This window comes from Brevundimonas sp. AVps31 (assembly GCF_058681355.1).
The window spans coordinates 811,891-833,194 of sequence record NZ_CM178736.1; the positions used below are offsets into that span (position 1 = coordinate 811,891).

At 68.4% G+C, this 21,304-nt stretch carries 17 protein-coding genes and 1 tRNA gene; 15 read left to right on the forward strand and 3 right to left on the reverse strand.

Annotated elements, in window-relative coordinates:
• Window positions 1-41: 41 nt before the first annotated feature.
• A tRNA-Arg gene (locus ACW174_RS03850) sits at window positions 42-118 on the forward strand.
• Between the two features lie 417 nt (window positions 119-535).
• Complete coding sequence (locus ACW174_RS03855; protein ID WP_492016384.1) at window positions 536-1,315, forward strand: helix-turn-helix transcriptional regulator; 780 nt, start codon at window positions 536-538, stop codon at window positions 1,313-1,315.
• Between the two features lie 2 nt (window positions 1,316-1,317).
• On the opposite strand, the gene ACW174_RS03860 is transcribed toward ACW174_RS03855, so the two are convergent.
• On the reverse strand, window positions 1,318-2,307 hold the full coding sequence (locus ACW174_RS03860) for a helix-turn-helix domain-containing protein (protein WP_492016385.1): 990 nt from the start codon (window positions 2,305-2,307) through the stop codon (window positions 1,318-1,320).
• A gap of 307 nt (window positions 2,308-2,614) precedes the next feature.
• Between ACW174_RS03860 and ACW174_RS03865 the strand changes: the two genes are divergently transcribed.
• The 3 genes from ACW174_RS03865 to ACW174_RS03875 are packed head-to-tail and all read left to right on the forward strand — an operon-like array spanning window position 2,615 to window position 4,876.
• Window positions 2,615-3,064 carry a MerR family transcriptional regulator gene (locus ACW174_RS03865; protein ID WP_492016386.1) on the forward strand — a complete coding sequence of 150 codons (450 nt, stop codon included), beginning with the start codon at window positions 2,615-2,617 and terminating at the stop codon, window positions 3,062-3,064.
• Entirely contained in the window at window positions 3,054-3,824 is a 771-nt protein-coding gene (locus tag ACW174_RS03870) for an SDR family NAD(P)-dependent oxidoreductase (RefSeq protein WP_492016387.1), read from the forward strand. The genes ACW174_RS03865 and ACW174_RS03870 overlap by 11 nt, the downstream gene beginning before the upstream one ends.
• Window positions 3,825-3,835: 11 nt before the next feature.
• Entirely contained in the window at window positions 3,836-4,876 is a 1,041-nt protein-coding gene (locus ACW174_RS03875) for a phosphotransferase family protein (protein ID WP_492016388.1), read from the forward strand.
• Here the strand turns inward: ACW174_RS03875 and ACW174_RS03880 are convergent.
• On the reverse strand, window positions 4,873-6,681 hold the full coding sequence (locus ACW174_RS03880) for an AMP-binding protein (RefSeq protein ID WP_492016389.1): 1,809 nt from the start codon (window positions 6,679-6,681) through the stop codon (window positions 4,873-4,875). The two genes, ACW174_RS03875 and ACW174_RS03880, sit on opposite strands and share 4 nt — an antisense overlap.
• A gap of 197 nt (window positions 6,682-6,878) precedes the next feature.
• On the opposite strand from ACW174_RS03880, the gene ACW174_RS03885 reads away from it, so the two are divergent.
• Complete coding sequence (locus tag ACW174_RS03885) at window positions 6,879-7,805, forward strand: winged helix-turn-helix transcriptional regulator (protein WP_492016390.1); 927 nt, start codon at window positions 6,879-6,881, stop codon at window positions 7,803-7,805.
• Between the two features lie 12 nt (window positions 7,806-7,817).
• Here ACW174_RS03885 and ACW174_RS03890 read toward each other — a convergent pair whose 3' ends face one another.
• Window positions 7,818-10,016, reverse strand: coding sequence for a TonB-dependent receptor (locus tag ACW174_RS03890; protein WP_492016391.1), 2,199 nt, complete (start codon window positions 10,014-10,016; stop codon window positions 7,818-7,820).
• Between the two features lie 115 nt (window positions 10,017-10,131).
• Here ACW174_RS03890 and ACW174_RS03895 point away from each other — a divergent pair, with 115 nt between their 5' ends.
• The 9 genes from ACW174_RS03895 to ACW174_RS03935 are packed head-to-tail and all read left to right on the forward strand — an operon-like array spanning window position 10,132 to window position 21,290.
• Window positions 10,132-11,046: an SDR family NAD(P)-dependent oxidoreductase gene (locus ACW174_RS03895; protein WP_492016392.1), complete on the forward strand. Its 915-nt coding sequence runs from the start codon at window positions 10,132-10,134 to the stop codon at window positions 11,044-11,046.
• 57 nt (window positions 11,047-11,103) lie between these two features.
• Complete coding sequence (locus tag ACW174_RS03900; protein ID WP_492016393.1) at window positions 11,104-12,585, forward strand: carotenoid oxygenase family protein; 1,482 nt, start codon at window positions 11,104-11,106, stop codon at window positions 12,583-12,585.
• A gap of 11 nt (window positions 12,586-12,596) precedes the next feature.
• Window positions 12,597-13,745: an acetyl-CoA C-acyltransferase gene (locus tag ACW174_RS03905; RefSeq protein ID WP_492016394.1), complete on the forward strand. Its 1,149-nt coding sequence runs from the start codon at window positions 12,597-12,599 to the stop codon at window positions 13,743-13,745.
• A 2-nt stretch (window positions 13,746-13,747) separates the two neighbouring features.
• Window positions 13,748-15,430 (forward strand): aldehyde dehydrogenase family protein, encoded by a 1,683-nt coding sequence (locus ACW174_RS03910; RefSeq protein ID WP_492016395.1) that lies wholly within the window; start codon window positions 13,748-13,750, stop codon window positions 15,428-15,430.
• Window positions 15,427-16,656, forward strand: coding sequence for a thiolase family protein (locus ACW174_RS03915; protein WP_492016396.1), 1,230 nt, complete (start codon window positions 15,427-15,429; stop codon window positions 16,654-16,656). Before ACW174_RS03910 ends, ACW174_RS03915 begins: the two co-directional genes overlap by 4 nt.
• Window positions 16,653-18,155: a class I adenylate-forming enzyme family protein gene (locus ACW174_RS03920; RefSeq protein WP_492016397.1), complete on the forward strand. Its 1,503-nt coding sequence runs from the start codon at window positions 16,653-16,655 to the stop codon at window positions 18,153-18,155. Before ACW174_RS03915 ends, ACW174_RS03920 begins: the two co-directional genes overlap by 4 nt.
• Window positions 18,152-19,870: a class I adenylate-forming enzyme family protein gene (locus tag ACW174_RS03925; protein ID WP_492016398.1), complete on the forward strand. Its 1,719-nt coding sequence runs from the start codon at window positions 18,152-18,154 to the stop codon at window positions 19,868-19,870. Before ACW174_RS03920 ends, ACW174_RS03925 begins: the two co-directional genes overlap by 4 nt.
• Window positions 19,867-20,820, forward strand: a complete 954-nt coding sequence (locus tag ACW174_RS03930; protein WP_492016399.1) for an NAD(P)H-dependent flavin oxidoreductase — start codon at window positions 19,867-19,869, stop codon at window positions 20,818-20,820. The genes ACW174_RS03925 and ACW174_RS03930 overlap by 4 nt, the downstream gene beginning before the upstream one ends.
• Window positions 20,817-21,290 (forward strand): PaaI family thioesterase, encoded by a 474-nt coding sequence (locus ACW174_RS03935; RefSeq protein WP_492016400.1) that lies wholly within the window; start codon window positions 20,817-20,819, stop codon window positions 21,288-21,290. Before ACW174_RS03930 ends, ACW174_RS03935 begins: the two co-directional genes overlap by 4 nt.
• Window positions 21,291-21,304: the final 14 nt, after the last annotated feature.

Sequence of the window (21,304 nt, forward strand, 5' to 3'; positions counted from 1 at the left end):
TACGTGGGGTAGAGACCCGCCCTCGCCGTTAGCGGCCGTGCGCACCCATAGCTCAGCTGGATAGAGCACCAGACTACGAATCTGGGGGTCAGGAGTTCGAATCTCTTTGGGTGCGCCATTCGCTTTCCGCCGACCCGGGCGGTTTCCAGAGCATTTGAGTTGACCCGACGCCGCGCGAACTTCGCGTCAGGCGGCGCGCCTTCATGTCGGACATAAGAAAAACGCCGACCCCTCTCGAGGCCGGCGTTCGGGTGTCGGCGATAGCCCCCCGGCCTACAGTCGACACCATCGGTCATGCGCGTCGCCCCGGCGTCCCCGCCCGGCGCCCGCGCGCATCCAGCACCCTTGTTAGCCGCAGATACGCCACTGCAACCATGCCTCCGCGTCCCAAAATCTTGTCTGAGCGTCCCACAGGGAAATATATTTTTCCGTTTAAGCGTAAGCACTTGCAGCCGTCAGGCACAGATGTGCACCATGATCTGCGCTGGCCTCCGGGGGCGTTTCCCGAAGGCGGGCAGGCTTACGGACAGTCAGAATGCCCGCGTCCCTTCGCGTTCCTCCATCACTGCCTTACCCCCGCATCGGGTCCGCGACCGTTCACGGCGCCTATGCTGTGCTGTCGGCGGCGCAGGGCATCCCGTCGATGCCGGACGACACGGTCGGCCTGATCGTCGAGCGCCATGCAGCAGGGGACGACAGCCTGCATCTCTGGCTGGGACGCCTGACCGGGCTGGAGCCGCGCCCCGTCATTGACGCCCGCATCATCCTGGCGGCCACGCGCGAAGGCGCGCCGCCCTGGCTGACCGGGATCACCGGCATCCAGGCGGTCGCGCCCTCGACGCTGACCGCGCTGATCAACAGCCTGATGGTCGGGTTGGTCGGGCTGCCGGCTCCTTCCGACACGGAAGACACCGCCGTCGTGATTGACGCCATCCTGCTGATGGCCCGACAGGTCTGGGACCGCCCGCCTGAGCCGGACGCGCCCGACTGGGCCAAGGGCGATGCCGAGATGGTCGAGGCGGCGCGACTCGTGGAGGCGCGACTGCTCGATCCGGAACTCTGCGCCGACACCCTGATGGTCGCGCTGGGCCTGTCGCGCTCAAGCCTGTATCGCGCTTTCCGACCTGTCGGCGGGGTGCAGGCCTATATTCGCCAGCGACGGCTGGAGAACGCGCGTGATGTCCTGGCGGCGCGAGTCGGCGCCCGCCCCACGGTCGGCGAGGTCGCTCATACCCATGGTTTCGCCAGCGATTCCCACTTCAGCCGCGCGTTCCGGAAGACGTTCGGATATCCGCCCGGCAGCAGCCCGGACTGAAGTCAGGCGGCTTTCGCGGGCTGTCCGTCCTGGCGTCGTCCGCGCAGCCAACTGAACACCAGATCGTGGCGGATAGCCGAGTGAGTCGCGTCGTTGGCCGTTCGCGTCTCCACATAGCGGGCGGTCATCTCACCCGGCGCATGGCCGAAACGCTCGCGATACAGTCTGCCGAAGTGCGCCGCGCTGGCGAAGCCGTGGCGGTAGGCGACCTCGGCGACCGTCTGGCGCCGCGGATCCCGGCCGTTCAGCGCCGAGCGAGCCTGATCCAGTCGCAGGTTCACCATGTGGCGACGCAGGCCGCCTGGCGCGAAGGCCCGGAACAGGGTGGTGCGCGACACCCCGGTCGCCTCCACGATATCCTGCACCGTCAGGGTCGGATCCAGCAGACGGGCCTTCATATAGCCGGTCGCCTGATGGCGGACCGTGGCGTGGATCGAGGCCGATTGATCTGCGGTGACTTCGCTGTGTCGGCCCAGGGCGCGTTCCGCAATCAGCAGGGCAGCCTCGATAGCCGCGCCGCCTTCATCATGGCGCATCATCGATCCACCCTCGGACAACAGGCACAGGTGGCTGGCCAGCAGACGACCCATCGGGTTGCTCGGCGGAATGGAGGCGCCGTGCACCGCTCCGTCACGCATCCACATCGGCGCCACCATGCGCGGCACCACAACATTCACCAGATCAATGGCGTGGGCGTGGGCGGCCGACGGCCGCGACAGATCGCGGAAATGCACCGTGCCCGAAGGCGCGTTGACGTCCAGCCCGTCCACGTCCCCCACCATCGGCGCGAACAGGACAAACATGCTGATCGCGTCCAGGCCGGAAGCACGGACCGTGCGCGGCGTGCGGCGCAGCGTCTGGGCCACTGACCGCCCCCGCGCGACGGTGCCGTTCTCGAACAGGGCGCCGTAGGTATGGCTCACGAACGCCTGTCGGTCCGGCTCCGCTACGCCTTCAACGTCGTAGAGATCGGCCATGCTGTGCCGGTACATGTCGTACGCATCCGGCTCGGACCGGGACGACACATCCCATGCATAGGATATCGGACGACTTCGCTCTTCTGCCCGCACTGCGCGCACTCCCACGGCCGGGCAGAAACGCATCTTTTTCTCGAAAGATCAATGGTGTTTGACACGCCCCCGCCAGCAGATCGGAGTTATATACCGTAATCGACATAACAGTGTGCGTTCGTTTTCAGCCCTGTCCCGGCGCCAACAATCACCGCAAAACGTCATCGGGGTTACTTGCAAACCCGAACTGATGCATTCAGGTTCGGTTACGCAAGTTACGGAGAGAGGCATGACCGTCGTCCCGCTGCATCACAGGGCTTCCACCAGTTCGGCGCACCGGCCGGCGATCAGCATCCGCGAACTGGCGGCGCAGACAGGATCGACCCTGCGGGCGCTTCGGCACTATGAGGACATCGGCCTGCTGACCGCCGGACGGCGCGCGTCAGGAGCCCGCTGCTACGACGCCGACCAGCGTCACCGCGCCGCCCTGATCGCGCGCCTGCGCCGTCTGGGCATGCCGACGCCGGACATCCACGCCGCTCTCGCCGCCACCGATGGCGGCCAGGGCGTCGCCCGTTTCCTTGACGCCGAGATCGCCGCCGCCGCTGCTCGCATCCAGGATTTGCGCACGGCCCTCATCGAACTGAAAGCTGACGGGCTGGAAGGGTTGGGCGCCGGTCGCTCAGCCTCCTCCGTCGCCACCACCGACCGGTCGGCGAGGTTGCGTCATGCCCGCTGAAGGCCGTCTGTCCGGGCGCCACGTCCTGATCACCGGCGCTTCGTCCGGCATAGGCGAGCATCTGGCCCGTGTCGCGGCGCGTGAGGGGGCGAAGGTCACCGTCGCCGCCCGCCGCACCGACCGCCTGTCCGCCGTGGTCGAGGCCATCCGGGCCGAGGGCGGCGACGCCTTCGCCGTGGCGATGGACGTGTCCGACGAGCCCAGCGTCATCGCCGGCATCGCCGCCGCCGAGGCCGCGCTCGGTCCGCTTCACTCGGCCTACGCCAATGCCGGGATCGGTCTGCCGGGGGTCGCGCTTGACGCCCCGATCGCAGAGTTCGACCAGATGTTCGCCGTCAATGTGCGCGGCGCCTTCCTGACCGCGCGTGAAGCGGCGCGGGCGTTCAGGGCCAATGGAGCGGCGAACGACGGGCGCGGCCGCATTGTCCTGATCGCCTCCATCGGCGCCCAGCTGCAGCTGCCGGGCCTGACGGGCTACTGCGCCTCCAAGGCGGCCGTCGTGTCGCTGGCCAAGGGGCTGGCCCGTGAGTGGGCGCGTGAGGGGATCAATGTAAACGCGGTCTGCCCTGGCTATCTGGAGACCGAGATGAACTCCGACTGGTTCTCCAGCCCCGGTGGCGAAAAGCAGATCAGAAGCTTCCCGCGTCGCCGCCTGATGCCCGGCGATGGTCTGGACCCGACACTGGTGCTGCTGGGCTCCGACGAGGCCGCGCCGATCACCGGCGGGGTCTTCGTCGTCGATGACGGCCAGTCGTTGTGAGTGAGGGCGCCGTGAGGACTGACGACGGCGTGCGCGCGGGGTTCGAACTCGACGTCGCCGCGCTGGAAGACTGGATGCGGGCGAGACTGGACCTGCCCAAGGCTCCGCTGGACATCAGCCAATTCTCGGGCGGCCAGTCCAATCCCACCTACGGCGTCACCGCGGGCGGCCACAGCTTCGTCCTGCGCCGCAAGCCGCCGGGCCCGCTGCTGAAAGGCGCCCACGACGTGCTGCGGGAGGCGAGGGTCATGGACGCACTGGGTGAGGCCGGCTTTCCCGTTCCCCGCATCCTCGGCGTCTGCGAAGACCCGTCCGTCATCGGCACGGCCTTCTATCTGATGGCCCATGTGGAGGGGCGCATCGTCTGGGATCCCGCGACGGACATCGCCACCCCGACCGAACGCGCCGCCACCTTCGACGCCATGAACGCGACACTGGCGCAGCTTCACGCGCTGGACATCGAGACCCTGGGCCTGAGCGACTACGGTCGCCCCGGCGGCTTCGTCACACGCCAGACCGCCCTGTGGACCCGCCAGTATCGCGAGGACGTGGACGCCGGACGCGACGACAATATGGACCGAGTGGCGGACTGGCTGGCGGGGCAGGACCTGCCGGACGAGACCTCGGTCATCCACGGCGACTTCCGCATCGACAACCTGATCCTCCACCCCGACAAGCCGCAGGTCTCAGCTGTCATAGACTGGGAGCTGTCGACCCTCGGCCATCCGCTGGCGGACTTCGCCTATCACCTGATGATGTACCGGATGCCGGTGCATCTGGGCGGGCTGGCGGGGCGCGATCTGCAGGCGCTCGGGATCCCGGCGGAGGCGGACTATGTCGCCGCCTATGGGGAGCGAACCGGTCGCAGCGCCCTGCCCGATCTCGATGTCTTCGTGGCGTTCAACATGTTCCGCTTCGCCGCCATCATCCACGGCATCCGGGGCCGGGTGATCCGCGGCAACGCCGTCTCGTCCAAGGCCTGCAAGCGCGCCGACGAGTTTCCGGAACTGGCCCGGCTGGCGTGGGAACAGGCGGTCAGGGCCGGCGCCTAGGGCGCGATCACGCCCTCGCCCCCCGCATACAGCCGCGCCACATCCGCGGCGCGGCGGCGCAGGACCATGGCCCGGTTGATCGACCCCTTGTCCGACACCTCATGCCCCTCGACGTCCGGCGGCGTGTCCAGGAACAACAGGCCAGCCAGCCGCTCGCTCTGGCCGGTGTGAGTCGTGTTGTAGCGGCGCAGCCCCTCGGCCACGGCCGTGCGAAGCGCGGCCTCGTCAACCAGCCGCCGCGCCGCCTCCGGATCAGGCCAGGCCAGCACTCGCAAATCGGCCTGCCCCTCCCCGCAGATGACCACATCCCGGAACAGACCCGGCAGGGTCTCCAGAAGATCGGCCCGCAGACGGCCCGCGCCCACGAAGGTGCCGTTGGCCAGCTTGAACTGCTCCACCCGTCGACCGGCGAAAAACAGGCCCAGCAGCGGCTCTTCCGGATCATGGAAATCGGCCAGATCGTCCATGCGCAGGAAGCCGTCCTCATCGAACGCTTCTGCGGTGCGCGCATCATCGCCCAAATAGCCGGGCGTGACGCTGGCCGCCTTGACCCGCACCTCATAGGCGCCGTCTGCGGGCACCAGCTTCAGCGCCGCGCCGGGCACCGGCAGGCCGATGCCGACCCGGGTGCTCTCCCACCAGGTGTAGCTGATCGCGGAGCCCGTTTCGGTCGAGCCGTAGCCGGACACGAACATGAACCTCTGCCCCGTCGTCGCCACCGCCAGCCTTTGCAGGCGGTCGTGCAGGGGCTGGGGCAGCCCCGCCCCGCCAAACAGCATGACCCGAAGCTCGCTGAAGAAGGTCCGGCGCAGATCTTCATCCGCCTCCAGCGCATCGGCGAGCATGGCGTACCCGCTGGGCATGGTGCCGTAGAAGCGGACCGGAACCTCCTTCAGATTCCGCAGGGTGGCGGCGAAGCCGGACGCCGTCGGCCGGCCATCATCGATATGCAGCGTTCCGCCCAGCCAGGTGATGTTGGTCAGCAGGGAGGATCCGGCGATATGGCTCCACGGCAACCAGTCCAGCATGGTTCCGCCCCAGTCGAAGGCGTCGCCCATGGCCTGGGTGCCGCTGGCGGTGTTGCCGGTCATCATGGCCTGGGTGTGGATCACCGCCTTGGGCCGTCCGGTCGAACCGGAGGTCAGCAGATAGCGCGCGGGCGCCGCGGGATCGAGCGTCTCGACCGCCCGACCGACCCCGTCCACGTCGGGCGCTGACAGCACCTCAGCCAAGGCGACGGTTCCGACCGGGAAGACGTCCGTCTCCGCGCTGACGATCACGGCGTCTGGCGGGGCGACGGCTTCGGCGGCGCGGGCGAAATCGGCGGTCTCGGCGAAGATCACCGCCGGCCTCACCAGCTCGACCACATGGCGCAGACGCTCGAAGTCCGTGCTCAGCAATGCGTAGTTCACGCTGACCGAACAGATCGGCACACCCGCCGCCATCGCGCCGAACATCCACACGGCATGGGCCGGCGTGTTGCCCGAAAGGACCAGAATCGAACGGTCGCCCGGAACGCCCCGCGTCTTCAGCCACGCCGCCACCGCCGACACGTTCCGGCGCGCTTCGCCATAGGTCAGCCGGCGCCAGGTCTCGCCGTCGCGCTCCGCGATCCAGGTCTTGTCCGCCTGCGTCTCGCCCAGCCGCCAGAAGCGACGCATCAGGTTCTGGTCATACGGCGCCAGCGGCGCCTTGGCCGAGAGGATCAGCGTCCCGTCGTGGCGCCGCTCGATCTCCAGTCCCACGTCACCAAAGCGGATCGGCCGGCAGGGCGCCTGATGAAAGTCCTCGACTGTATCCAGCACGCTGTCCTCCAAGGCCGTCCGGTTCGCCGGATCTGGCGCTACCCTACCCCTGACGACTGACTTGCAAAACGGGATTTATCGTCCCGATCCACGCGTCCTCACGCGGGCCTGCGATTCAGCTTACACAGGTGCTAGAACGGTCCGGGGCAGGATAGAAACGAGGGTTCGTGGGCCAGATTTCCACACGTGATCTGATTATGGGCAACCCCGTCGCGCGCGCGTTCGCGGTGACGGGCGACGCCTGGACCCAGCTGATCCTGCGCGAGGCTTTCTACGGCGCGCGGCGGTTCTCGCAGTGGCGCGACCGGCTCGGCATGCCGCGCAGCGTCCTGACCGACCGCCTCAACCGTCTGGTGACGGCGGGCCTGTTCGAACAGCGTCCGGCCAAGGATTCACCGACCCGCATGGAATATCGCCTGACCGAGATGGGCCTCGACATGTTCGGGGTCGCGGTCATGCAGGGACAGTGGGAGCGCAAATGGGCGCGCTCGCCGCTGCAGGAACGCTATGCGCTGGCCTTCTACGATCGGCATTCCGGCGAGGTCGTCACCCCCGCCATCTTTGACCATGAGCTCGGCCAGCCCATCGATCCGCACTTCATCCGGGGCGAGGCGGGCGAAGGTCTGGTCCCGATCGCCCCCCCCACCTCGCGCCGCCGCCGGACCCAGCCGGTCGAGACGGACCGCGCCATCATCGACCGCTCGACCGACATCATGGGCGACTACTGGAGCTGGGCCGTGCTGGCCGCCGCCTTCTTCCGCCTGCGCCGGTTCGATGAGTTTCACGAGGCCCTGGGCGTCGCCACCAACATCCTCGCCGACCGCCTGAACCGTATGGTCCTGCACGGCGTGCTGGAAAAGAAGCTCTACCAGACCGCGCCGCCCCGGTTTGAATACCGGCTCACGCAGGCCGGACTCGACCTGTTCCCGATGATCATGGCGATGCATGGCTGGGCCGAGCGCTGGCTGTGCCCGGACGGGCCGCCGCTGAAGCTGATCGACACCCGCACCGGAGAAGCGATCCACCCGGTCGTCTGCGATCTCGCCACTGGCCGTCTGCTGGACCCGCGGGATATCCGCTGGAAGGTCGAGGCGGCGACGCCGGAGGGTTCCGGCGCCGCCTGATCCCGCAGTCGTCTAGAAGCTCTGGCTCAGCGCCAGGCCGAACGACCGCGGCGCCCCGAAGACGCTGAAGCCGACCCCCACATTCTTGATGATGTGGGTCTGATACTCGGTGTCTGTCAGGTTCTTGCCATAGACCGACACCTTCAGGCCCGTCGGCGACTCCCACGAAGCGAAGGCGCTGACCAGTTCATGCGCCAAGGACAGGACTTCGGGATTGTTCGACGGATCGAAATAGAAATCGTCCGTCCACTGGTAGTCAGCGCGCGTCGCCAGGGTGCCGCCGAACACACTCCATTCGCCATCGACATACAGGGTGTACTGGCTGTCCGGCGAGCGCGGCAGGGCGTTGCCGTTGTAGGGCAGGACGGACGCGCCCGAGACGGCGTTGGACGTGAACCGGGCGTCCAGGCTGGTGTAGGAGGCCCCGACGGTCAGGTTGTTGGTCACCGCCAGCGCGGTCTCGATTTCAAAGCCCTCGACCTCGGCCTGTGCATTGGACGTGACCAGCGCCAGACCCAGCAATTCATAGACCTGCAGATCCTGGTATTCGAGCTTGAAGGCCGCCGCATTGAACCGAAGCCGGCCCATCAGCGTCGACTTCACACCGATCTCGTAGTTATCCAGCAATTCGGACGCCAGAGGCATCAGCGCCTGCGCCCCGGACTGGGCCGTCGACGGGAAGGACCCGGCCTTGTACCCCCGGTCATAGCTTGCATAGAGGCGGACGTTGTCGATCGGCTCCACGGCCAGCGCGATCTTCCAGCTGGGTTCGCTGAAGCTCTCGTCGCCCCGCACATTATAGGGCGCGCCGCCCGGCCCGAGCGGGATGCCCGGAGGGGGATTGGCGCCGCCCTCGTTGTCGATCGCGACCTGATGGATCTCGCGATAGTCATAGGTCCAGCGGGCGCCCAGCGTCAGCTCCCAGATGTCGGCGAAGGGGATGTTGGCCTGACCGAAGACCGCGAAGCTGCGGTTCATGGCGTCCTGGACAAAAGTCGTGTCCCCGCCGAACGAGGGCGGAGCGATCGGCAGGGCGGCGCGCACGACGAAGCGCTCCGAACGGTCGATCTCCTCCTGGAAGACATAGGCGCCGGCGACCCAGTTGATCTCCGACTCCGGCTTGGAGACCAGCCGGAACTCCTGGCTGAACTGCTTGGCCTCTTCGTCGGCGCGGTCATCGACGTCCAGCGGGAAGGCCGGGAAGGGCAGGCCGCCCAGATTGTCCCGCCACGAATAGTCGTTGCTGCGGAACGAGGTCAGGGAGACGAAGTCGAAGGCCCCGCCCGAGTATTCGGCCCGGCCGGTCAGCCCGAAATTGGTCCGGTCCTGATAGTTGTCCGGCGACGAGAAGCTCTGGCGGCGGTCCAGCCCGGTCCGCAGGGTGTTGATCAGGGTCACGAAGGCCGGGGCGGTCCCCGACGCCGTGACCGGAATGCGGGCGTGCCCGTCCATGTCGTCTTTCGAGTAGTCGCCGCTGACCAGGAAGCTCCAGTCGCCCGCGTCCTTCAACACCGACAGACGTGCGCCCCAGGACGTGCCGCCCTCCAGACCCTCGCCGGTCGGGACATTCTCGGCATAGCCGTCGTTAGTGGTGTAGCGGGCCGCGAAGCGCAGGGCCGCGGCGTCGCCCAGCTGGCGGTTTACGATCCCTTCCAGCCCGTATTCGTTGAAGCTGCCGATGCGGGCGGTGATGCTGCCCGAGTCCTCGAACACGGGACGGCGGGTGTAGATGTTCAGCGCGCCGCCCGAGGCGTTGCGGCCGTACAGGGTGCCCTGCGGCCCGCGCAGCACTTCGACCCGCTGGATATCGAGGAAGGACAGGGCGCTGGCGCCCGCCCGGCCGATGGACACCTCGTCGATGGAGAAGCCGATCGAGGGGTCGCTCGCCGCCGAGTCGCTCGAGGTCCCGACCCCCCGGATGTAGAGTTGCGGTTCGCCGATATTGAACTGGGTCAGGGTCACGCCCGGCGCCTTGGCGGCAATGTCCTGAATGCCGGTCGCCGCCGTCCGCTCCAGCGTCTCGGCATTGAAGGCGGTGATGGCGATCGGCACGTCCTGCAGGCTCTGCTCGCGCCGCTGGGCCGTGACGATCACATCGTCCAGCGCGGCCGCCTGCGGGTCCTGCGCCTGCTGTGCGAAGGCCGGTGTCGACAAGGCCGCGCCCACGATCAGCGCAGCGACGGACGCAGTTGTAGCGTGTGCAAACTTCATCAGCGTTTCCCTCCCCAGGGCAGCGGCTTCCCGTTGATCGGAAGCTCGACAGGAAGAGTAGCTTGCGCCAACGGACCAAGTTTGCAAGTCTTTTTACGCAAGTATGGAGGAGTCGATGGAACAACGGTCACTGAAAGACCGGGTCATCGTGGTCACCGGGGCGGGACGCGGGCTGGGGCTGGCCTATGCGCTGGACCTCGCGGCCCGGGGCGCGAAGGTGGTCGTGAACACTCGACCGCGCGCCTCCGGCCAACCGGCCTCCGCCGAGGCTGTCGTCGAGCGTATCCGGGCCGCGGGCGGTGAGGCTGTCGCCTGCGCCCTGGCGGTCGAACAGGACGATGCGGGCGACCGTCTCCTGGACGCCGCCCTGACCGCCTTCGGCCGTCTGGACGGGCTGGTGAACAACGCCGGCGCGCCCGAGGCGAAGAGCCTGCACAAACAGACGCTGGCCGAGTTGCGCGCCGCCTTCGACATCAACTTCTTCGGCACCGTCAGCGCCACCCTGCCCCTCTATCGGCACATGCGCGATCAGGGCGCCGGCCGCATCGTCATCACCACCTCGGCAGCGGGTCTGCACGGGGTGCACGGCATGGCCGCCTATTCCTCGTCCAAGGCGGCGCTGATCGGCCTGATGCGGGTCATGGCCCTGGAGGGGATTTCGAAGGACGTGCGCACCAATGCGGTCGCGCCTTACGCCCTTACCGGCATGACCGAAGCCTATGTCACCGACGCCGTCGGCGCAGCCATGCCGCCGGAATACGTCGCTCCGGTCGTCAGTTGGCTGATGACCCAAGACTGCCCGCTGAACGGCGAAACGCTGGTTGCGGGCGCCGGAAAGGTGCGCCGGGCGGTGCGGATCGAAGGGCCGGGCGTGCAGTTCCAGCCGCCGGGCGAAGTGTCCCCCGACGACCTGACCGCAGCCCTTGGGCCGTTGATGTCGCTGGAGGACTGGACCCTGCCGACTGACGGCAACGCCGCCTTCGAAGCCTTCCTGAAAGCCCGCCCGGCGACTGCCGTGCGACTTTCGTGACTTGCACAAACGGACCATTCAGAGCAGATTACTTTTCAAGACCCAAGGAGCCGAACCATGGCCGATGACGCGACCACGGCGCGCCGGATCGAGACCGGCGAACTCACGCCGCTGAACCAACTGAACCCCTACATCCAAGGCCTGTACGAGCCGGTGGCGCGCGAGACGACAGCGCTCGACCTGCCGGTCATCGGCGAGATTCCCAAGGACCTGTACGGCGCCTTCGTGCGCAACGGCCCCAATCCGGCCCAGGCGCCGTCCGGCCTGCACCACTGGTTCGACGGCGACGGCATGGTCCACGCCGTCCATTTCGAGAACGGCAAGGCCGAGTATCGCAACCGCTACGTCGGCACCGACGACTACCGCGCCGAACAGGCCGGGCTGGATATCGGCGCCGGGGGCGTGCTGGCCGCCTCGGCCCGCACACGCCCGGACTCGAAGCGGGGCGACCTCGTCTACAAGGACACGGCCAACACCGATCTGGTGTTCCACAACGGCTCGCTGATGGCCCTGTGGTATATCTCGGGAAAGCCGGTGCGGGTCGATGCGCGCACGCTGGAAACCCTCGGCAACGAGACCTTCAACGGCGCCCTGCCGCGTCACGTCTCCGCCCACGGCAAGGTCGATCCGAAGACAGGCGAGTTCTGCTTCTTCGACTATTCGCTCTACGAGCCGTGGATGACGTTCGGCGTCGTCGACGCCAACAACACCCTGACCAATTTCCAGAAGGTCGAACTGCCCGGACCGCGCCTGCCGCACGACATGGGCCTGACCGAGAACTACATCATCCTGCACGACCTGCCGGTGGTCTTCACGGAGGCCGGACTGCGCAATTCGATGTGGCAGATCAAGGTCGCCGACCAGCCCGCCCGCTTCGGCGTCGTGCCGAAAAACGGGACCGGCGATCAGGTCCGCTGGTTCGAAACCGACACCTGCTACATCTATCACGTCGTCAATGCGTGGGAGGACGGCGACGAGGTCGTCATGACCGCCTGCATGATGACGCCGAACGGCTATCCGCCCAACCCGGCCTATGGTCCCTACGCCTCAATGGTGAACGTGCTGGCGCTCAACGCCGTGCCGGTCGAGTGGCGCATGAACATGGTCACGGGCGTTGTGAAGAAGCGCCGGCTCGACGACCGCATCGGCGAGTTCCCGGTGGTCAATCTCGACTACACCGGCCGAAAGACCGACTGGTCCTACCATGTCGCCATGGGCAGGGAGGAGCTTCAGCGCTTCTCGGGCATCATCAAATACGACCTGCGCACCGGCGCTTCGAAGACGCACGAGTTCGCCGCCGGCGTCGGGGGTTCCGAACCCGCTTTCGCTCCGCGGGTCGGCGCGGTCGACGAGGACGACGGCTATGTCATCGTCTTCACCACCGACGAGGCGACCGGCAAATCGGAGGTGCAGGTTCTGGCCGCCAAGGATGTCGAGGCGGGCCCCATCGCCCGCATCCCCCTGCCCGCCCGCATCCCCGCCGGCTTCCACGGCACTTGGGCGCCGGGCGCACAGATTCGCGCCCAAGCCTCCGCCTGAAGGACTTCCGTATGACCGCCTATATCGTGGACGCCGTCCGCACGCCCCGGGCCAAGGCCCGCCCCGACGGCGGCCTTGCATCGCTGAAGCCGCATGAACTGGTCACGGGCCTGATCGATGCGCTGGACGCCCGTAACAAGGGCGCCGCGCACCGGGTGGACGCCCTGATCCTCGGCGCCGTGGGACAGGTCGGGGCCCAGGGCGCCAATGTGGCGCTGGTGACCAAGATGCACGCCGGACTGCCGGACGAGGCCTATGCCTTCAGCCTGAACAACTACTGCGTCTCGGGCCTGACCGCGATCGGGCAGGCGGCCAATATGATCGCAGCCGGGGATGCGAAAACCGTGCTGGCGGGCGGGGTCGAGATGATGAGCCGCGTCCCCTTCATGGGCGACAGGGCCGACTACTATGAGGACGCCAGCTTCCCGCCGCGCACCCGCTACATCCCGGTGGTCGTCGCCGCCGACCGGCTGGCCGAGGACATCGGCGTCTCGCGTCAGGAGATGGACGAGGCCGCCCTGCGCTCGCAGCAGCGCACCGCAGCCGCCGAGGGTACGGCGCTTGTGAAGTCGCGCATCCCGTTGAACGGACTCGATCGCGAGGAGCCCGCCCGGGCCTCGACCACCGCCGAAAGTCTGGCGGCCATGGACGCCGCCTTCGCGCCGCTGGGCCTGCAATACGCCGAGGCGCTGAACGGCCGGAAGATCGACCACCGCCACACCGTCGCCCACGCCCCGCCCATGTGCGACGGTGCCGGGCTGGCGCTGGTCAGCGCCGTCGCCGACGGCGCGCGAGCGAAGATCGTCGCCTATGCCGAGGCCGGAGGCGATCCCGAGGCCTCCCTGACAGCCGGCTTCACCGCCATGGACCGTGTGCTGGCCAAGGCGGGCCTGACCCTCGCCGACATGGACCGGATCGAATTCATGGAGGCCTTCGCCGTCACCATCGTCAAATTCCTGCGGGAGCGGGATGTAGACGTGGACCGGGTCAATGTCGGCGGCGGCCATATGGCCAAGGGCCACCCGATGGGCGCCACCGGGGCCATCCTGCTGTCCTCCCTGCTGGATGCACTGGACGCCTGCGATGGTCGCTATGGCCTTGTCGTCGCGGCAGGCGCCCAGGGCGTCGGCGCGGCCATGATCGTCGAACGGATCGGCTGATCATGGACGGGGGCGGACCGGATCGTCAGGCCGAACTGATCGCGCGCCACGCCGCGACCTTGGACGCCGCCATCGAGGCCGTGCGGACCCGCAAGGCCTGGAGCCCGTTCAGCGATTCACCCTCGACGAAGATCCACGGCCCCGACAAGCCGGGCGCGGGCAAGGCTGCCTTCGAGGCGCGGCTGGGCACGACCTTCGACCTGAACCAACCCGGCCAGACCGGCGCCACGGTCGGTGAAGAAGTCTCGCCTTTCACGCAACAACCGCTGAACATTCGCTATCCAGTCAGCGACCCCGACGCGCTGGTCGCCGCGGCCATGACCGCCATGGCCCAGTGGCGCGAGACCGATTTCGAGCTTCGCCTCGCCCTCTGCCTCGAGATGGCGCAGCGCCTTTACGAGCGTAATTTCGAGATGGCCCACGCGGTCATGCATGTCGCGGGTCAGAGCTATACCCAGGCCTTCAGCGGCTCGGGGCCCAACGCGCTGGATCGCGGCGTCGAGGCGCTGGCCTATGCCGCCAAGGCCATGCGCGACGTGACGCCCCGCGCCGAATATCACCGCCCCTTCGGCGCCGATCAGGTGGCGCTTGAGAAGACCTACACCCTCGTTCCACGCGGCGTCGGCCTCGTCATCTGCTGCGCCTCCTTCCCGACCTGGAACGCTTGGCCCGCCGTCTTCGCCGACCTCGCCACCGGCAACCCCGTCATCGTCAAGCCGCACCCCATCGCTGTCCTGCCCATGGCTATCGGCGTCGAGGCCTGCCGCCAGGTGCTGGCCGAGTTCGGTTTCGATCCGAACCTCGTCACCCTGGCCGTGGACACGCTCGCCGAGCCGATCGCGGGCCACTTCGTGGATCACCCCGACGTCCGGATCATCGACTTCACCGGCAGCCCTCGCTACGGCGGCCATCTTGAACGCACAGTGACCGGCAAGCTGCTGTTCACCGAGACGGCCGGGGTCAACACGGTCGTCATCGACAGCGTCGCGGACGTGGGCGCCGTCGCCCGCGCCATCGCCCGCTCATCCAGCCTGTTCTCGGCCCAGATGTGCACCAGCCCGCAGGTCGTCTACATCGCGCCTGACCTGTTCGAGGCGATGTCCACGGCCATCGTGGACCAGATCGACGCCCTCGCCGCCGACCCCGTTCAGGCCGCGGGGATCATGGGCGCCATACAGGGGCAGGTCAGCCTCGATGTGGTGGCCGAGGCCCGCCGCGCCGCCGGCGTCACGGAGGGCGCGCGCGTCCTGAGAGAGGCCGCGCCCTACGCCCATCCCGACTTCCCGAACGCCCGGACCCTGACGCCTCTGGTGATCGCCATCGACGGCGCCGGCAGTTCCGACATCTATGCCGAAGAACGCTTCGGCCCGGTGTTGTTCCTCGTCTCCCGCCCCGCCGACGAGGCGGTGATGGAGGCGACCTGGCTGGCGAAGACCAAAGGCTCGATCAGTTCGTACCTCTATTCGACCGACGAAGAATTCATCGACCGGGCGACCCCCGCCTACGAGGCGGCCGGGGCCAATCTTTCGATCAATCTGACCGGCGCGATGTGGATCAATTTCGCGGCCGCCTACAGCGACTATCACGTCACCGGTTTGAACCCGGCGGGCAACGCCTGCCTCGCCGACCTGGCCTTCGTCGCCTCCCGCTTCCGCATCGTCCAAAGACGGCGGCCGATCGCGTGAACACCGATGTCTTCATCGCCGGCGCCGCCATGACCGCCTTCGGCAAACGACCGGACGACAGCGTCAAGTCGCTGACCGCCGAGGCGGTGACTTCCGCCCTGGCCGACGCGGGGGCGACCGTGGCCGACATCGAGGCCGCCTGGTTCTCCAACACCCGCCAGCCCATGCTGGAGGGCCAGAACACGGTGCGCGGCCAGATCGCCCTGCGCCCGCTCGGCCTGACCGGCATCCCGATCGTCAATGTCGAGAACGCCTGCGCCTCCGGCTCCACGGCCCTGCTCCAGGCCATCCACTGGCTCCGCGCCGGGGCGGGCGATATCGCCCTCGTCGTCGGGGCCGAAAAGATGGTCTTCCCGGACCGCCCCGACCGCGTCGCCGCGGCCTTCGCCGGCGGGACCGACATCCACGACCGCGAGGGCGTGCTGGCCTACATCCGCGCCATGGGGGGCGAGGCGCCGGCGGACGGCCGCAGCCTGTTCATGGACCTCTATGCCGCCCAGGCCCGCGCCCACATGGCTCGCTTCGGCTCGAGCCAACTCGACCTCGCCCGACTGGCGGCCAAGAACCACACCGTCGCCGCGCACAATCCGCGCAGCCAGTACCGCACCCCGATGACGACGGAGCAGGTGCTGGCCGACAAGCCCATCGTCTTCCCCTTCACCCGCGCCATGTGCGCCCCGGTCAGCGACGGCGCCGCCGCGGTCGTCGTCTGCTCGCAGAGGGGGTTGCAACGGCTGGGGAGCGAAACCCGCGCCATCCGTATCCGGGGCTGTGCGCTGGTCAGCGCCGGGGCCCGCGACGCGCGCGACTTCGACAACCACATCGGCCGTCGCGCTGCGGCTCAAGCTTACGAACAGGCCGGGATCAGCCCCGCCGACATCGACCTCGCCGAGGTCCACGACGCCACCAGCTATGCCGAGTTGCAGCAGATCGAGAACCTCGGCCTCGCCGAGCCCGGATCGGTCGGCGCGCGCACGGCAGGCGGGGACTTCGCCCTCGGGGGCGCCACGCCCGTAAACCCCTCCGGCGGTCTGGTGGCCAAGGGCCACCCGGTCGGCGCCACGGGCCTGGCCCAGCTGTTCGAACTGACGACCCAGCTGCGCGGCGAGGCCGGTCCGCGTCAGGTCGCCCGCGCCCGTATCGCCGTGGCCGAGAACGGCGGCGGCTTCCTCGGCGTCGAGGAGGCGGCCACCGTGGTCACCGTTCTGGAAGGCTGGGCCGCATGACCCATCCGATCCGCGCCCTCTACGACAACCTGCCCGCCAAGGCTGAACGCCCCGCCCTGTTCGACGGCGCGATCACCCTGACTCACGCCGCACTGATCACCCTGGTCGAGCGCGCCGCCGCCGACCTGACCGCGCGCGGGATCCAGCCGGGCGACCGCATCGGCCTGTGCGCCGCCAACAGCTGGCGGCATGTCGTCGCCTACCTCGCCATCCTGCGCGCCAACGCGGTGTGGATGCCGCTGAACCCACGCAACGGCGCTGCCCTGAACGGCCAGTTCCAGAACCGCGCCGCGCCGGTCCTGACCCTGCACGACGCCGCCTCCGCCGCCTTGATGGGCGCAACCGCCGAGCCGGTCTTGCTGGAAGACTGGCTGGCCGAGCTAGCCGACGCCGCCCCGCCCGCCATCCTCGACGACGCAAGCGCCCCCTTCGCCCTGAAATTCACCGGCGGCTCCACCGGCGTGCCCAAGGGGGTGATCCAGTCCCAAGCCAGCGGTGTGGCCGCCCTGCGCTCGCTTCAGGCCTTCTACGAGTTCACCGCCGATGATGTGAACCTGGCCGTCGCGCCCCTCACCCACGGCTCGTCCCACTACCTCCTGCCGGTGCTGGCGGCGGGGGGCGCCCACGTCCTGCTGGCTGCGCCCGATCGCGCCGCCGTTCTTGATGAGCTCAAGCGACGGATCACCGTCGTCTTCATGCCCCCGACCCTGATCGCCCTGCTGATGGGCGAGGCGGACTTCGGCCCCGAGGCCTTCCCGGCCCTGCGCCACCTGACCTACTCGGCCGCACCGATGTCGCCGGGCCGGATCGCCCAGGCGCTGTGTCGCTTCGGGCCCGTGCTTTCCACGCTCTACGGCCAGACCGAGGCCCCCATGGCCATTACCGGCCAGAGCCCCGCCGACATGGCCGACCCCGAGCTTCGCGCCTCCGTCGGCCGGCCTTTCGCAGGTACGCCCGTCGCCGTCCTGACCCGCGACGGCCGGGTCCTCGCCGACGGCGAGGGGGAGGTGATCGTCGGCGGCGACCTGGCCCGCACCGAATACCTCGACGCCCCCGACCTGACCGCCGCCGCCCGGCACGACGGCTGGCTCAAGACCGGCGACATCGGCCGCCTTGAGCCGGACGGCCGGCTGACCCTGATCGGCCGGTCGAAGGAGCTGATCATCACCGGCGGCTACAATGTCTATCCCGGCGAGGTCGAGGCCGCGCTGAACGCCCATCCGGCGGTGCGCGAGGCCTGCGCCTTCGGCCTGCCTGACGAGGTCTGGGGTGAGCGGCTGGAGGCGGCGGTGGCCGTCGACGCGCGCTTCGTGGACGACGCCGCCATCCGCGCGTTTGTGCGCGAGGCCATCGGACCGGTCCGCACCCCCAAGCGCCTGCACCTCATGCGCGCCCTGCCCCGCAATCCGGTCGGCAAGGTGGTGCGCGGCGAGGTCCGCAGCCTGCTGTATCCCGACGCCCCATCCGATATTCGGCCCGCCGTGGAGGTCCGCCCATGATCGTCATTCCCGAGCACCGGATCCGCGAGATGAAGGCCCGTGGCTGGTGGGGCGACATCACCCTGGACGACCTGTTCCGCAAGCACGTCAAGGCGCACCCCGACACCGAGGCCCTGGTCGATCCGTTCAATGCGCCCGACATCGTCGGCGGCAAGGCCGAGCGCCTGACCTGGCGGCAGACCGCGGATGCGGTGGCCCGGCTGGCGGCGGTGCTGACCGATCACGGCATCGGCAAGGACGACGTTGTGGTGGTCCAGCTGCCCAATATCGCCGAACTCAGCATCGCCTATCTGGCCTGCCTGCGGCTGGGCGTCATCGTCAGTCCCGCCCCGGTCCAGTATCGCGAGCATGAGCTGGGCTACATCATCGAGCGGACCGACGCCGTCGCCGCCCTCACGGCCGACCGCATCGGCAAGCAGAAGCACGGCGAGATGCTGGTGGGACTGAAATCCGCCTGCCCGACCCTGCGCCACGTCTTCGTGCTGGGCGAGACCTGCCCCCCGGGCGGCCTCGACCTCGAGCCCCTGATGGACGGCGTCACACCGGCGCAGCACAAGGCCGCGCTGAAGGCGGAAAAGGCCGCCAGGGTCACCGCCGACGACATCGTCACCATCTGCTGGACCTCCGGCACCGAGTCCCAGCCCAAGGGCGTGCCACGCAGTCACAATGAGTGGATCATCATGGGCCATGGCGTGATCGACGCCGCCGATCTGGCCCCGGGCGCCAGCCTGCTGAACCCGTTCCCGATGGTGAACATGGGCGGCATCTCGACCGCCTTCATCGGCTGGTTGCTGCTGGGCGGCGTGTTGATCCAGCACCATCCGTTCGACCTGCAGGTGCTGCTGAAACAGATGCGCGACGAGAAGATCGACTACACCGTCGCCCCACCCGCCGTGCTCAACCTCCTGCTCCAGAACGAGGCCCTGCTGGAAGGCATCGACTTCAAGCGGTTGAAGTCCATCGGCTCGGGCTCAGCCCCCCTGTCAGAATGGATGGTGCAGACCTTCCACGAGAAATACGGCGTCCAGATCGTCAACTATTTCGGCTCCAACGAGGGCGCCTCCTTCCCCTCCGCCCTCAAGGACCTGCCCGAAGCCGCCGACCGCGCCAGCCTGTTCCCCCGCCTTGGCGAGGGCTTCACGTGGGCCTGCGTCCTGCACGACCGCATCTTCACCCGACTGGTCGACGCCGAGACGGATCAGGAGATCACGACCGCTGGCCATCCCGGCGAGTTGCGGGTCAAGGGCGCGACCATCTTCTCCGGCTACTGGCGCGCGCCCGAGGTCAACGCCCGCGCCTTCGACGAGGATGGCTGGTTCCGCACCGGCGACCTTTTCGAACTGGCGGGGGACAGGCTCCAGTACCTGAAATTCGTCGGGCGACTGAAGGACATCATCATCCGCGGCGGCATGAACATCTCGTCCGAAGAGATCGAGAATCATCTCGTCGCCCACCCGGCCATCGCCGAGGCCGCCGTCGTCGGCGCGCCCGACCCCAATCTGGGCGAGCGCCTCGCGGCCTTCGTCGTCTTCCGTCCCGGCCAGAGCGCGAGCATGGCCGAGATCAACGCCTTCCTGACCGCCGATCGTCACATCGCCGTCTACAAGCAGATCGAACGCCTCGACGTGATCGAGGCTCTTCCCCGTAACCCCGTCGGCAAGATCCTGAAGCGGGATCTGCGCCACAGCGTCGCTATCGAGACCCAATCCGCATGACCTCCCCCTTCGACACCCTGCGCCTGCCCGTTTTCGCGGCGCCCATGTTCCTCATCAGCGGGCCGGAGCTGGTCATCGCCGCCTGCAAGGCCGGCATCGGGGGCGCCTTTCCGACCCCCAACTGCCGCACCGTCGAGGACCTTGATGCGTGGATGGGCACGATCACTGACGCATTGAAGCCGGGCGACGCGCCGTGGATCGCCAATATGATCACCCACTCGACCAACGCCCGCCTGCCCGAGGACCTGCGTCTGATCGCGGAGTACAAACCGCCGGTGGTCATCACCGCCCTCGGGTCGCCCCGGCCGGTCATGGAGACGGTCAAAAGCTACGGCGGCCTGGTCTTCGCCGACGTCGTCTCGATGAAGCTGGCGAAGAAGGCCGCCGAGGCCGGGGTCGACGGTCTGGCCTGCGTCAGCGCCGGCGCCGGCGGCCACACCGGCCACCTGTCGCCTTTCGCCTTCATCCACGCGGTGCGCGACTTCTTCGACGGCTATATCGCCCTCGGCGGCGGCGTCGGAAACGGCGCGGGCGTGGCCGGGGCCGTCGCGGCCGGGGCCGACTTCGTCTACATGGGCACCCGCTTCCTGGCCGCCGAAGAGAGCATGGCCCAGCCGGAGTACAAGCAGATGGTCGTGGACTCCGGTCCCGACGACTTGGTCGTTTCCGCCTCCGTCACCGGCACTCCCGCGTCCTGGCTGCGGGCCAGCCTGATCGCGGCCGGACAGGACCCCGACAACCTCGGCGCCGCCCCGGATCGCAACTACACCTCCGGCGGCTCGACCAAGCGCTGGCGCGACATCTGGGCGGCCGGTCAGGGGCTGGACGCCGTCCGCGCCGTCGAGCCGGTGTCGAAGATCGTGGACCAACTGTCGGGCGAATACGACGCCGCCATCGCGCGCTTCCAGTCGTTGACCGCAGGACGGACCGCACGAGGCGCGGCGGCGTGAACCACAACGTCGTCTCCCCGGTCGATTTCCACCTCGACCCGACTGCGTCCGGCCTCGAACTGCTGCGCCGCTGGGCGCAAAGGGCGGACACGGTCGGCGGCTATCCCCAGCGGCTGGCGGCCCGACCGGTCGAGTTCGAGGAAGGACTGGTGCGCATCGTCTGCGACCTCGATCCCGGACACGCCAACTTCATTGGTCTGGTCCACGGCGGTGTTCTCGCCTCGCTGGTGGATATCGCCGGCGGCAGCGCGGTGATGACCATTCTGGAGCCGGGCCAGAGCCTGCTGACCACCGACCTGTCGATGCGCTTCCTCAACGCGGCCCCGATCGATTGCGCCCGGCTGGAGACCGTCGGACGCATCGTCTACCGCGACGCCCGCAAGGCCGTGGTCGAGGCGACGGTCAGCACCGCCGACGGTCTGGTGATCGCGCAAGGCACGGTCGGGGTGTCGATCCGCGCGGCGCGGTAGCCACCGTTTGAAGC

What these genes read in the sequence shown, in the direction of transcription:
- ACW174_RS03855 (WP_492016384.1), top strand. Translation starts at nt 536, where the DNA reads ATGCCCGCGTCCCTTCGCGTTCCTCCATCACTGCCTTACCCCCGCATC.
- ACW174_RS03860 (WP_492016385.1), bottom strand. Translation starts at nt 2,307, where the DNA reads ATGTACCGGCACAGCATGGCCGATCTCTACGACGTTGAAGGCGTAGCG.
- ACW174_RS03865 (WP_492016386.1), top strand. Translation starts at nt 2,615, where the DNA reads ATGACCGTCGTCCCGCTGCATCACAGGGCTTCCACCAGTTCGGCGCAC.
- ACW174_RS03870 (WP_492016387.1), top strand. Translation starts at nt 3,054, where the DNA reads ATGCCCGCTGAAGGCCGTCTGTCCGGGCGCCACGTCCTGATCACCGGC.
- ACW174_RS03885 (WP_492016390.1), top strand. Translation starts at nt 6,879, where the DNA reads ATGGGCAACCCCGTCGCGCGCGCGTTCGCGGTGACGGGCGACGCCTGG.
- ACW174_RS03890 (WP_492016391.1), bottom strand. Translation starts at nt 10,016, where the DNA reads ATGAAGTTTGCACACGCTACAACTGCGTCCGTCGCTGCGCTGATCGTG.
- ACW174_RS03895 (WP_492016392.1), top strand. Translation starts at nt 10,132, where the DNA reads ATGGAACAACGGTCACTGAAAGACCGGGTCATCGTGGTCACCGGGGCG.
- ACW174_RS03900 (WP_492016393.1), top strand. Translation starts at nt 11,104, where the DNA reads ATGGCCGATGACGCGACCACGGCGCGCCGGATCGAGACCGGCGAACTC.
- ACW174_RS03905 (WP_492016394.1), top strand. Translation starts at nt 12,597, where the DNA reads ATGACCGCCTATATCGTGGACGCCGTCCGCACGCCCCGGGCCAAGGCC.
- ACW174_RS03910 (WP_492016395.1), top strand. Translation starts at nt 13,748, where the DNA reads ATGGACGGGGGCGGACCGGATCGTCAGGCCGAACTGATCGCGCGCCAC.
- ACW174_RS03920 (WP_492016397.1), top strand. Translation starts at nt 16,653, where the DNA reads ATGACCCATCCGATCCGCGCCCTCTACGACAACCTGCCCGCCAAGGCT.
- ACW174_RS03925 (WP_492016398.1), top strand. Translation starts at nt 18,152, where the DNA reads ATGATCGTCATTCCCGAGCACCGGATCCGCGAGATGAAGGCCCGTGGC.
- ACW174_RS03930 (WP_492016399.1), top strand. Translation starts at nt 19,867, where the DNA reads ATGACCTCCCCCTTCGACACCCTGCGCCTGCCCGTTTTCGCGGCGCCC.